Origin of the sequence: Fibrobacter sp. HC4, assembly GCF_023373925.1 — a bacterium.
In the GTDB taxonomy this organism is placed as follows: domain Bacteria; phylum Fibrobacterota; class Fibrobacteria; order Fibrobacterales; family Fibrobacteraceae; genus Fibrobacter.
Window position 1 is genome coordinate 37694 of sequence record NZ_JALCZV010000011.1, and the last position, 12914, is coordinate 50607.

5 protein-coding genes are annotated in these 12914 nt (G+C 50.9%); 3 read left to right on the top strand and 2 right to left on the bottom strand.

Going from position 1 to position 12914, the window contains the following annotated elements; all coding sequences use genetic code 11:
• Positions 1-257 precede the first annotated feature (257 nt).
• The 3 genes from MMG03_RS08615 (at position 258) to mnmA (ending at position 10202) form a co-directional block, all read left to right on the top strand.
• Positions 258-1880, top strand: a complete 1623-nt coding sequence (locus MMG03_RS08615) for an acyl-CoA carboxylase subunit beta (protein ID WP_073158779.1) — start codon at positions 258-260, stop codon at positions 1878-1880.
• Between the two features lie 318 nt (positions 1881-2198).
• Entirely contained in the window at positions 2199-9074 is a 6876-nt protein-coding gene (sprA, locus tag MMG03_RS08620) for a cell surface protein SprA (RefSeq protein WP_249506109.1), read from the top strand.
• A gap of 51 nt (positions 9075-9125) precedes the next feature.
• Positions 9126-10202 carry a tRNA 2-thiouridine(34) synthase MnmA gene (gene mnmA / locus MMG03_RS08625; protein WP_249506110.1) on the top strand — a complete coding sequence of 359 codons (1077 nt, stop codon included), beginning with the start codon at positions 9126-9128 and terminating at the stop codon, positions 10200-10202.
• A gap of 60 nt (positions 10203-10262) precedes the next feature.
• Here mnmA and MMG03_RS08630 read toward each other — a convergent pair whose 3' ends face one another.
• Positions 10263-11051, bottom strand: a complete 789-nt coding sequence (locus MMG03_RS08630) for a tetratricopeptide repeat protein (RefSeq protein ID WP_073158784.1) — start codon at positions 11049-11051, stop codon at positions 10263-10265.
• 21 nt (positions 11052-11072) lie between these two features.
• Entirely contained in the window at positions 11073-12896 is a 1824-nt protein-coding gene (locus MMG03_RS08635) for a BatD family protein (protein WP_249506111.1), read from the bottom strand.
• Between the last annotated feature and the right edge of the window lie 18 nt (positions 12897-12914).

Genomic DNA, 12914 nt, shown 5'->3' on the forward strand with positions numbered 1-12914 from the left:
TTTTTCGTTGAAATCGGGGGCCCTACGTTACACACTCAGGAAGCGCTTTCCCAGGTACCCTGCGGCGTCCTTCCTTCGGTCAAGTTGAAGACGAAGTGCCGCGAGCAGCAAGCAGAGAGTTAATGGCCGCGCACGAATGCCGGATGAGAATAGGCTGAATATAGTAAAATACTCTAAAGATGGCGTTTTTTGTTGACCGCTTTTACAGCGTTTTTTATCTTTGTTTGCGAAAATTTTACACGAGGAGTTCTTACAATATGTGGAACGAAAAACATCTTAACAGACTGAATGAGTACCTGAGCCAGGCTCAGGCTGCTGGTGGCGCTGCCCGTATCGATAAGCAGCACCAGTCCGGCAAGTATACTGCTCGCGAACGCATGGAAATGCTGTTCGATGCAGGCACTTTCGTGGAAGTTGGCGCTCTCCGCAAGTCCAGCAACCGCGTTCTCAAGGAAAGCAAGGTCATCCTGGGTGATGGCGTCGTTACCGGTTACGGCAAGGTGAATGGCCGTCTGGTGTTCGCTTCTTCTCAGGACTTTACCGTTGGTGGTGGCGCTCTCGGTCAGTGCCATGCCGAAAAGATTTGCCGCGTCATGGACATGGCTGTTGAAGCCGGTTGCCCGTTCGTTGCTATGAACGACTCTGGTGGAGCTCGTATTGACGAAGGCGTGTTCTCCCTGGCTGGCTATAGCGCTATCATGGCTCGTAACGTTTGGGCTTCTGGTGTTATTCCCCAGATCGCCGTGATTATGGGCCCCTGTGCTGGTGGTGCCTGCTATTCTCCGGCTCTGTCTGACTTCATCTTCATGACTCAGTCCACTTCCCAGATGTTCCTCACTGGCCCCGCTGTGGTTAAGCAGGTCATGGGCGAAAACATCACCGCTGCCGAACTGGGTGGCGCTCCGGTGCATACCGCAAAGTCCGGTGTGGCTCACTTCATGTTCGAAGATGACGTAAAGACTTTGGAAGGCGTTCGCAAGCTCCTTTCTTACCTGCCTCAGGGCAACAAGTGCAAGCCGGTTCCTGCTGCAGAACAGCTGGAAGAAAAGGCTGACGAAAAGGGCATCAAGAAGCTCTTCAAGAAGTTCCTGAACAAGCAGGAAGCTACCTGCGAAACTGCAGAAGATAAGAGCGCAACTATCCAGGACATCGTTCCGGATAACTACAAGCAGGCTTACGACGTTAGCGCCGTGATTGCCGCTTTCGCTGACGCTGACAGCTTCTTCGAAGTTCAGAAGGACTGGGGCAAGAACGTGGTGATCGGTTTCGCTCGCCTGAACGGTGAAGTTATCGGTATCGTTGCTAACCAGCCCAAGGTCCTGGCTGGTTCTCTGGATGTTGATGGTTCCTCCAAGGCTGGCCGCTTCGTTCGCTTCTGCGACGCTTTCAACATTCCTCTGCTGGCTCTCGTAGACGTTCCGGGTTACATGCCTGGTAGCAAGCAGGAATACTCTGGCATTATTCGCCACGGTGCAAAGCTCCTGTACGCCTTTGCCGAAGCAACCGTTCCTAAGGTTACCCTCATTCTCCGTAAGGCCTTCGGTGGTGCTTACATCGCCATGAACTCCAAGGACGTGGGTGCAGACTATGTCTTCGCTCTGCCTATTGCTCAGGTGGCTGTGATGGGTGCAGAAGGTGCTGTTGAAATCATCAACAAGAAGGAAATCACTGCTGCACCGGATCCGGTTGCCGCACGTGCCGCTTGCATCGCCAAGTACGAAGACGAATTGATGAACCCCTACGTTGCCGCTGCCATGGGCGTGGTTGACGAAGTCATCAAGCCGGAAGACGTACGTAAGCGCCTTGTGGGTGCCTTCGACGCTCTGAAGACTAAGGATCAGAAGCGTTTGTGGAAGAAGCACGCTAATATTCCGCTGTAAGTGAAATAAGGCCGATAAAGATCGGTCCTTGATGCTCACTGTTTTTAAAAGGTTCCTGGTTAATGACCGGGAACTTTTTGTATAAACTAATCTGCTGTTTTGAGGCTGTTTCGGCGGATTATGCGGTTTAGGGGCTCTTGTTGTAAAGTTTGCGGCTTCTACTGCGAAAAAAAATGCTAATTTCCCAAAAAATTTCGGTGCTTTGTCCATAAAAGTAATGGTCTCCGCAGGGCGGAATTCAGTATTTTTTTGGTAGGGTGGCCGAGGGGTTGCTTACAAGGATTTTTTCGCGGCTTATTGTTTGTGTCTATTTCTGATTTGAAATACTGGTTTTATGCTTTAGGTGTTGCTCTGACGGCGGGTTTTGCCTGGTCTCAGAGTGATTCCATGTCTGTTGTTTCTGCGGCGGATGCCGAGGTTGGCGAGGTTGATCCTGCAGAAACCGAGTGGCAGCCTACTATGCAGTATATGGAGTTGCCCCCGTCCGTGACACCTTTGAGCGGTATGGCGCCTTTTGGCGGAATCGGTTCTTCTCCCCGTTTGATGAATACCATGAAGGGGCAGGTGTTCACCCACGATGTGGATGTGGCAACCCGTGAAATGGACATTTCCGAGAAGCATGTGAATGCCGCTTCCCGAGATACCACCGTGCTCTGGTCGGCACATTATCCGGAATTGACGGATTACGTGAACGACATGTATCTGGCAGGCCGTAAGAATTTATGGTTGAACGGTCTGGTGGGGCAAGCTAACGAAGGGTACGAGACTCCGGAGACGGGTTCCGTTTTCGACATTACGGTCCCGGTGACTATGCCGGCCTGGATGCGCGATTTTGGTCTGGATAAGCCTAAGCTGATGCTTCAGGGTACCATGGATATCCGACTGAAGGGATACGGTGAAAAGGATGATGCCGAAGGTAGTACCTATACCAGCCTCTGGCCCAGTCCCACGCTGAACTATACTCCCAACTTTATGGTGAAGGGCAAGATCGGCCCTTACATTACCGTCGAAATCAATAACGTTGAAGAAGGCCTTGGTACCAAGAACCAGGTGCGCGTGGTGTACGAAGAATCCTATAAGGATGAATTCGAGGACTACATCTTGCAGCGTGTGGAAGCGGGTACCACGAACCTGGCCCTGACCGGTACGGAACTGACGGGTTATTCGGAAAACCATCAGGGCCTCTTTGGTATCAAGGCGGACTGGAAGCTGGGCGACTGGCGCCTGACTACCATTGCATCCCAGGATGGTGGTGAACAGGAAGAATATACCTTGAAGGCTAGCGAGTCTACGTCTGAATTCCAGATTCTGGATAAGCAGTTCATTGCCTACCGTTATTATTTCTTGAACCATGGTGCCAGGAAGGCTTACGTTAAGAACGCCATTCATGGTAAGACTACGTCTGACTATCCTGCCGCAAAGAACTTGCAGCTCTATAAGCGCGGAAACATCACCACTTTCAGCAATTCTACAAAGGATGTAATCGATAATGTAACGGCGGTCTATAGGACTCCCGATGGCAAGGTTATCGAGAAGAAGGTGGACCGCCTGATCGCCCTGGACCCCAAGACGGACTTTACCTACGATAGCAAGACCGGTATCTTGAAGGTTAACGGTGTCAGCCGCAATACCTTGATTGCCGCAAGCTGGAGCGACGATAGTTCTGGCCGTGGAAATACGTCTGACGTCAAGAACGGATCCAAGGTAATCTTGGTGCAGTGGGATGCGGCTCTGCCGGAACTGACGGACATCGACAAGTTGATGCTCCGTAACGTGTACTCTGTGGGTATTTCTGACGCCAGTGCCTCCAGCTATGTGCTGCGCATGAAGAATAAGTCTGGCATTGCCGGCAACTATCTTAAGACCCTGGGCCTTGTGGATGATAAGACCGGAAACCCTCTGGTTAACGACGCAACCATCTTCAAGAAGAATGAATCCGGTACCTACACCGGTGAAATGTGGCTTCCCTGTAAGACCACTTCTGATACGACGGTAAAGTCTGAATCCAGATTGATGGATAACTGTCTTGAACCACTCCGCTGGGTGGACTCCTCGGCGGCTATGGCCCAGATGTATTCCTTGCCGGTCTACAACCTTTCCCGCTACACCAGCAAGTTCTATTTCGAAACTGTGGGCAAGCGCCGCAGTTCAACGCTTAGCGTTCGTGATCCCAGCTCCAGCTATTCTGTGAATGGTAGTTCCTGTATGGATATTTCTCCGGGCTCCGAAAAGGTGACCGCAGGTTCTACGACTCTTATCCGTGGTACCGACTACGAGGTAAACTACGAACTGGGGCAGATTGAACTTTTGAGTGAACGCGCTCTTGACCCGAATAAGGAAATCAAGGTCAGCTACGAATGCGAACCGCTCTTTGAAATCGACAACAAGCTGTTGCTGGGTGCCCGTGCTGAACTGCCTTTGGACTTGTATGGCCTGGGTGCAGGATCTGTTCTGGGTATTACCGCCCTGTACAAGAGTCAGAGCACCACGGCTGAAGTGCCGACCTTGGGTAACGAACCTTACTCCAGCGTATTGCTGGGTATGAACCTGCGCTTGCAGGATACCGTAAACGCCTTGACTGAACTGGTGGACGCCATTCCGGGAATCAATGCTACTGCTCCGTCTTCCTGGCGCTTTGAAGCTGAAATTGCCGCAAGCCATCATAATGCAAATACTAGCGAGAACCAGTCTGCCTTGGTGGAAGACTTTGAAGCCACCACCTCTGGCTTGACTTACCCGCTGTCTAGGCTTTCCTGGTATCAGGCTTCTCCTCCTGGTGGTACGGACCGCTCCATCTTTACATACATCCCGGAGCTGGATTACAGACATCAGGGTGAATTCATCTGGCATAGCAACAATACGGAACTGTACAAGAACATCTACCCGGCTGTGGGTAATTCCGATGTGGACAATCAGCACTTGACCGTGCTGAAGATGACGCTTCGCCCCAATGACAACCTGATGGGAAATTCCTGGGGTGGTGTCATGCGCCCCAACAGCGCCTACTATCAGGATATGAGTGACCTGAAGTATGTCGAAGTGGTGGCTCGTGGTAACGTGGGATCTATTTACCTGGACCTTGGTCTTGTTAGCGAAGACTTGTCTATTAACGGTGATCGTCCTAACGAAAAGTATGATGGTGAAAATGACCTGGGTACGACTACGGCCCTGCACGACAAGGGTCTGGACAACGCTACTGGCGCCGATGAAGTCCGCTATGTATGGAAGTGCAGTAATGCCGGCTGTGAATCCAGGGAAGTGAAGGCGGATGCCGGTTCTACGGATATCGCTCGCGATGATTACGATGATGACCTGGAAGATCTTAGCGATCCTCCGGTAAACATTAACGGTACCGAAAACAACTCCGGTGAACGCAGCTACGATACCGAAGACATTAACAAGAACGGCGCCCTGGATACGGACATTAGCTTTGTTCGTTATCGTATCGACCTTTCTGATACGCTGAAGGCTCATTTCGAGGAATTGAAGAACGGCTGGCGCAAGTGGCGCATCCCGCTGAACCAGTATGATACCATCGTGTCTTCTACGGGTAGCGATTATCTGTCGATCTTGTCGGGCGCTCAGTATTCTCGACTCTGGATGGGTTCCTTGAACAAGGGTGTGGCCGAAGCCAAGGTCCAGATTGTTCATCTTGCCGTTGTGGGTAATGCCTGGGAAGAAACAACCGTTGCCGACCTGTATCGCACTTCGACTAACGAAAATTCCCAGATTGTAGAAATCAATGGCGTTGAAACTCAGGTGAGCGAAGTGACCTCTGCAAGGGATACCACCTACATCAAGGTTTCTACAATCAATAACCGCGAAAACTCCGACAAGTATTCCAAGTCTCCCAATACGGCGACGGAACGTGATTCCGATACAAACGCTCCCCTGAAGGAAACGGCACTTGTCCTGGATTACCATAATATGCAGCCGGGTCAGGAAGTGGGCGTGACCCGCATCTTCGAGACGGACAAGAAGGACTTCTCCAGCTATAAGTCGGTGAAGATGGAAATCCATTATGCCGCGAAGGACAATACGGGTGACGTCCGATTTGCCATTCAGTTCGGTGAAGGCTCGCTGGAAGGTTCAAGCGATTACTACGAATGGAGCTTCAAGCCGGTTAAGCTGGAATGTAGCTCTACCGTATGCCACGATGACAACTGGCTCGACAACGCCTTCTCTATGAATGTGGCTGATTTCTCTGACTTGAAGCGTGGCCGTACTCCGCCGTTTGTAACCGCTGTCGAAAAGAAGCTGAAGCCGAAGAGTGGCGAAAGAGACCGCGAAGAAAAAATCCGCCTGGTGGGTAATCCGTCTATTACCAGCATTGACTGGATGCGCTTTGTGATTATTGCGGATTCCAGCAGCGACGCCTCTAGTTTTGAAGGTACCTTCTGGGTAGACGACTTGCGCCTTTCCGATATGGATACGGATTGGGGTTATGCAGGCCGTGTTGGCGGTCAGGTGAACTTCTCTGACTTCATCTCCCTTTCTGGAACGGTCCGTTATCAGGATGGAAACTTTGCTACCCTTTCTACTTCTAATGGCTCTCCTAAGCCCAAGGTTTCTGAAGCCGCTTCTCAGCTGGATGTGGCCAGCGACTTTACCATGAATTTGAACAAGTTCCTGGATGATAGCGCCGGCTTCCATATTCCGCTTTCTTTGGGATACCATAGCACTACGAAGCGCCCCTACATGAAGCCTACTGATGACATGATGCTGAACCACAGCAGCTTTGTCGAAATGACAGGCGATATGTTCCAGCAGCAGCTCGAAGTGGATCCCAGTGATGAACAGCAGCTTCGTGACGAAGGTGAATCAAAGGGCTACCAGTCTTACGTTCGCGAAAAGACCATCGGTATCAGCTACCGCAAGGACTACAAGGCTCACGAATCCAAGTTCGGTGAAGTGATGTCCCAGATTTTCCTGGACCGCCCTGCGTTCAGTTATTCCTATACTGAATCTGAAGGCCGTTCCACAACCAGTGCCGACTCCACTTATTCGTACCATACGATTCTTGAATATAAGTTGGGTACGTTTAGCCTCTTTAAGTTTAAGCCGATGGAAGGCCTGTCTGACATCTCCTGGCTCAAGGAACTTTCCAAGACTGAATTTGAACCTTGGCCGCAGACTTTCGACTTGACCCTGTTCGACTTGAACTATGTGCGTTATGTGAACCAGGCTCGTGATCCGGATTATGTGGATCCCCAGGTAGACAAGGTGGTTACCTATACCACGGAATTGAACCACAAGCTGAACATGCGCTGGAATATTTTCTCGTTCTTGACGACCAGCTATTCCTTGAACATCAAGCGTGATATGTATGGTGGTGGCGACCGTGAAGCCTTTGTAAAGAAGAACTTCTTTACTTCAAGAGACGGCGGCCTCTTTGCCAGCGATTATGTCTTTGATTTCGATCATACTGATCGCAAGGTCTACATTTCTTCTGATAGTGTGCTTGTCATTCCTTACGACACCATTCCTAGACCGAAGCTTTCTGCCGATGGCGATACCTTGGGTGAGGACTGGGTGGTCGATATGCAGAATCCCGACTCCTATGAAATCCTGTATGATAGCACCCGCTTCTACAAGGTGGATAGTGTGGGCCACAGGGAATATGGCCGTTCCTATGGTATTCTTCGTAACGAACGTGCTCGTAGTCAGCAGTTTAGAATCGGCTTTAACCCCAGGCTGATTCCCTTCATTCCGTTTACCACGAATTTCACCTCTGACTTTAGCCAGCAGAAAACGATTCCCGATGATTTCTCCTTTAGGGATGAAACCATGATCGAAAAGAACTACTGGACTATTTCTCAGACCAACCGATTCGAATTTTCTCCCACCTTCAGGATTTTGGATTTGGTTCAGAGCTTTGGCAAGGAAAATGCCGTGGCCAGCGCCCTGGAAAAGATCAAGTGGCGTGAAATTCGTTTCAACTGGACTGCAAGCACAAACACCGTGGGTGAAAACTTCACCTTGTCTCAGCTTTATGAAGATCAGGGTGTGACTCCGCTGCAGTATTATCTGTACGGTCTCGGTCTTGGCAATGGCTATAGGAACCGCGGACTCTACAATATCGTAACTGGCGACATGGGACTTGACCATCGCGATGATTTCCGCAGGTTTGCCCAGTATCGTAACCATGAAGTGGATACTCTGGTTTATCAGGGGAACTTTAGACATGCCGTTTCCCGCCAGTTCCAGGTGGGTACGGGAATTACCTTGCCGATTTGGGATATCGGTGTGACGGGCGATTTGCAGTGGAAGGAAGATTTCTCCCAGTCTCGTGAATACCCGCTGTATATCGATACCACCACGTTGTGGCCGAAGATTGGTGTCGGTGTGACTGTTCCCAACTTCGCCCAGAGAGTTTCGTTCCTGAATGATTTCAAGAGTGTTTCTACATCTCATCGTTTCGACTACTCCTACACAACGACGGTTCATCCGTTCCAGAGTGCAGAAGATTCCTGGAGTCAGACGCTTAACTTCAATCCGCTGGTCAAGATTACCTTCTTGCTCCAGAACAATATGCGTATCGAAAATGCGGTCCGCATGAAGATTGAGAGCACGGATCGTCGCCCCAAGGAAGAAGTGGTCAGCTGTACCAGTTGGGCTCCTGAAAATCAGGATTGCAGTGGTGGAAGCTCTCGCGATACGACGGACTATTTCTGGGAAACGCCCTGGATTCATACGGCCCTGTATAACGACTTCGCCTTCAATATTGGTGACGACTTTACCGTTACCTATCCTCTTAAGCTAGACAAGGTACTTAAGATCTGGAAGTGGTTCTACAAGTTCAAGAATTCTATCGACTTGAAGTTCACCGCAGGTTACGACTACAAGAAGACTATTCGTAAGGAATACGTTCCCAACGAAGGTTATGACATGTGGGCTCCCGAAAGCGGTACTTCTGATGGTGTCTTTAGACAGTGGTCTTATGTGGCTCCCACGACAGGAACTGAAGAGACTCTGACGGTGTATAATCCGAAGCTTCATCTGGAAGAACGTAGGGTTCCCTCAAGAACACACGAATGGTTCCTGCGTCCTGCAGCCAGCTATCAGTTCAATAAGATGGCCTCTATGAGTTCTTACGTCGAGTACCGCCAGATTCATGAAAAGCTGGATGACGAAACTCCTCACCTGCGTCAGATTCTGCAGTTTGAAATTGCGCTGATGCTGCGATTCAATTAAAAAATATGAGGCGCCTCTTCGGGGGCGCACATTGTTTTAAAGGATGTAATTATGGCAAAGCAAAGAGTAGCTGTTGGAATGAGCGGAGGTGTGGATTCCTCGGTGGCGGCGCTTTTGTTGCAGGAACAGGGGTACGAAGTTTTTGGTGTGACCTTGCGAGTGTTGCCTCCCTTGGCCGAGGCTTCTCGCGCCTATGATCCCGAAAAAGATGAGAGCGTTTTGAAGGCTCGCTCCGTGGCTGATAGATTGGGAATTGAGCATCATATGGCTGTTTGTGATGACGCCTTTACGGAACGTGTGTTAAAACGTTGCCACAATGATTTTTCTAGGGCCCGTACGCCAAACCCCTGCTGCTATTGCAATCGTTACATCAAGTTTGGCTGGATGATGGATTTCGCCCTGGAACATGGTGCTGATTTTTTGGCGACCGGTCATTATGTCCAGATGAAGGACGTTGACGGAGCCCGCAGACTTTTTAAGGGACTTGACGTAGGTAAGGACCAAAGCTATTTCCTTTTCGGTGTTCCCGACGAGTCGCGTGCCCGTGTGCTTACTCCTCTCGGAGGTTTTGTTAAGTCCCAGGTTCGTGAAATTGCCGCCCAACATGGTTTCGTAAATGCCAGTGCCAGCGATAGCCAGGATATCTGCTTTGATATTTATGGCGAGGACTATACAAACTTCTTGACGGACCGTTATGGCCAAATGACCCGTGGCGGGAACTTTGTTACGGAAGAGGGCAAGGTGCTTCGCAAACATGACGGTTTCCATCGTTATACGGTCGGTCAGCGTAAAGGGCTTGGAGTCGCTTTGGGCGTGCCTGCCTTTGTGCGGAACGTGAATCCGGAAACAGGGGACATTGTGGTGACTGCCGACAAGGCTGCCGTAAGTGCCGACATGGTGCAGATTGAAAACTGCGTGTGGCATGGAGGGGCGGTAAAGCCCGGTGATGTATTCCGCTGCGAGGGCATGGTGCGTTATAGGCAACGTCCTGTGTCTTGCGAGGTAAGCATCCTTGAAGACGGGAAAGCTATCGCCCGCTTTATGGAACCGCTATTTGCCGTGACTCCGGGGCAGTGTGCCGTATTCTATGATGGCGACATGGTCGTCGGTGGCGGCTGGATCGTATAACTAAAAAACGCGGGAGATGCCCCGCGTTTTCTGTTTAGATATTTTTTGTGAATCGAATGCCTAGCGGACGATACCTATTTCGCTACGCTTTACAAACCCCTTGACCTTTTCGCCGAGGCGGATTTCTACGAAACGGCCTTGTTCCGAAAGAACTTCGAAGGAGGTTCCTTCAGAAAGGGTATTCAAGGTTTGGGCCTTGTCGTTAGGTGCGCTGGTGACATCGGCATCGGCTGCGGTAACGACTCCGGTAATTTCGGTTTCGGCAACAATGATCTTGTAGCCAGCGCTTGCTCCGATGATGCTGAAAATGGCGGTGAGCACGAAAATGAACCCGATAAAGATATTCTTGGTCTTTTCGCTGGTGGAAACCTTGCGGACGATGGCTGCCAGCATAATGAGCCAGAAAATACCTAACAGGGCGAACATCTGAGCTTTCAGGGAAAGGGCATGGTGGGCCTTGAAGAGACCTGCCAACAGCGGGTTCTCTTCGTCGTCTTCATCAACCTTGTCCTTGGTCATAGCCTGGGCATAGGCCAGATTGTGCTGGACGTCGGCATCGTTGGGACGTAGGCGTAGGGCGCTTTTAAAGTAATAGATGGCATAACCCAACTTTGCGCTACGGAAATAGGCGTTTCCCAGATTGTACAACAAGTCGGCGTCCTGGATGCCTTGTTCTTCGTAGCTGTCGTTGCAGGTGCGCCATTCGTCGATGGCTCGTTCGAAATCGCCTTCGTTGTAGGCTTTTGTTCCGGCCTCGATGCCGGCGCAGGCGGTAGGTGCTGCACTAGCTATTCCCAGACTTGCAATACAGAGGGCTGCTAAAAACCAGACTTTAAAAATATTCTTCATTTTATAAAACCTCTTTTGGCCTTATTTCAGCCCGTTCAGACTTTCGCAAAGTTTTTCCACGTCCGCGAGCATTTTCTTCTGTTCTTCGGCGGAGGGACTGACCGGGGCGAAACGTGCGAAGGCGCATTTTTCAAGCCAGCTGTCAATGGCGGAAATGGTTTCGGCAGAGACGCCGCGGCTTTCCAGTTCCTGCTTCATCTGGGGACGGGTCATGCCCCTGAATTCTGCGTTGGTCAAGTCGCTAAGGTAATCTACCAGACCGTTTTCTAGAGCGGCGTAGAGAGCCTTGGCGTCGCCCTTTTGCAGTGCGGCATTGGCGTTGGCAAAGCGGGTCTTCAGCTGCTTGCTAGCCTTGCCCTTGCGAACCAGGGCCTGGTTGCTGCTGAGTTTGCGCTTACGCTTGATGGCCAAGGTGACAATGAAGTAGAAGGGAAGGGCCGCTGCAAAGAGAATCCAGTAGAGGACGTTCTTGTAAGGGGCTTGACTCGAAGCGGTACCGCTAATTTTATGAATGAAACGGATGTCGCTGCCCAGAGCCTCGATCTCTTTCTTCTGAACTGGGGCGGGACCGTTTGATACGTTGGCTACAGGTGCCTGGAACATGGCTTCTGCAGAAGCGTCGCCCTTTTCTACTTCGATATTCCAGGGGCCAGCCACTGCGGTTTCGTATTTCTTCTTGCTTGGATTGAACCAGCTGTACTTGATTTCGGGGATGGTGAATTCGCCCTTCTTCTTGGGGTAAAGGAAGACTTTTATGCTCTTGCTGGTGACCACCTTGTTTCCAACGATCTTCTTGGAGATGTCATTTTCGGGAGGCACCGAGCGGAAATCGCTAAAGTCGGGAAGCTTGGGATCGGTAATGGATCCGGGAAGGCCGTCACCCTTGATGTTGATGGACAGGGTCATGGCTTCGCCCACCTTGAGGTTGGTGCGGTCAAAGTCTGCGCTAAAGCTGTAGTTGCCTACCATACCGCTAAAGTTTTCGGGCTTGCCTTCGGTGGGGAGGGGCTTAACGGTAATGTTGACGGTGGGGGAGGTGGCTTCGGCCTCGATCGATTCCTGCTTGACGCTTCTGCTCGAGAAGGACATGCCGCCCATCTGCTTCTTTTCTTCGACGACCTTGGGTTCACCCAGCTTGGTGTATTTGAACTTGAATGCCGGAATTTGCAGGTTGCCGCTCTTGGTGGGGCTGAGCCATGCAAACTTGGCGCTGGCCTGAAGTTCTCGGCGGGCGTTTTCAACCGGTTCGAATTTCATGTTGGCGAGATCACTGCGGTGGACGATAAAGTCGTTACCGGTGCTCATGTCGGTGGCCTGCAGGTTCCCCTGGAAATGTTCGTAGGTGTGGAAACCCAACGTAACAGAGAACTGTTCGCCTTCGTAAACGGATTTCTTGCTGGGGGTCAGGCTAACGGCAAGGGCATCGTCGGTAAAGGCCCGCTGAATGTTGACTGGGATATCGCCTGTGATGCCATGTTTCTGGCCATCGATGTTCATGAAGATGCCACCGGCGCTGATCCGTCCGGTTTTCTTTGGGGCCTTCAAGGTAAAGGTGTAGACGCGTGCCTTGTAGCTGCGGGCTCTGCCGCCACCGCCAAAGAAGGATTCAAAGGGGTCCATTTCTGGACGCATGACCTGGTCGGCACTGTCCAACTTTACAAGGTTGAATCCATTCTGGGCTTCAAAATGCAGGTCGCTTCGGTTGTCGGGCAAATCCTGCAGGGGGAACACAAGCTGAATTCCAAAAGTGTTGCCAGCCTCAATACGGTCCCTGTCAAATTGGAGGGACGGGCGGGCAAAAGCCATGGCTGTAAGGGCCATACATGCTAGCGTCAATTTTTTCATGGCCTAAAAATACCAAAT

Excerpts from the sequence above, each read along its gene's own strand:
- MMG03_RS08615 (WP_073158779.1), top strand. The coding sequence starts at position 258 with ATGTGGAACGAAAAACATCTTAACAGACTGAATGAGTACCTGAGCCAG.
- MMG03_RS08635 (WP_249506111.1), bottom strand. The coding sequence starts at position 12,896 with ATGAAAAAATTGACGCTAGCATGTATGGCCCTTACAGCCATGGCTTTT.
- mnmA (WP_249506110.1), top strand. The coding sequence starts at position 9,126 with ATGGCAAAGCAAAGAGTAGCTGTTGGAATGAGCGGAGGTGTGGATTCC.
- MMG03_RS08630 (WP_073158784.1), bottom strand. The coding sequence starts at position 11,051 with ATGAAGAATATTTTTAAAGTCTGGTTTTTAGCAGCCCTCTGTATTGCA.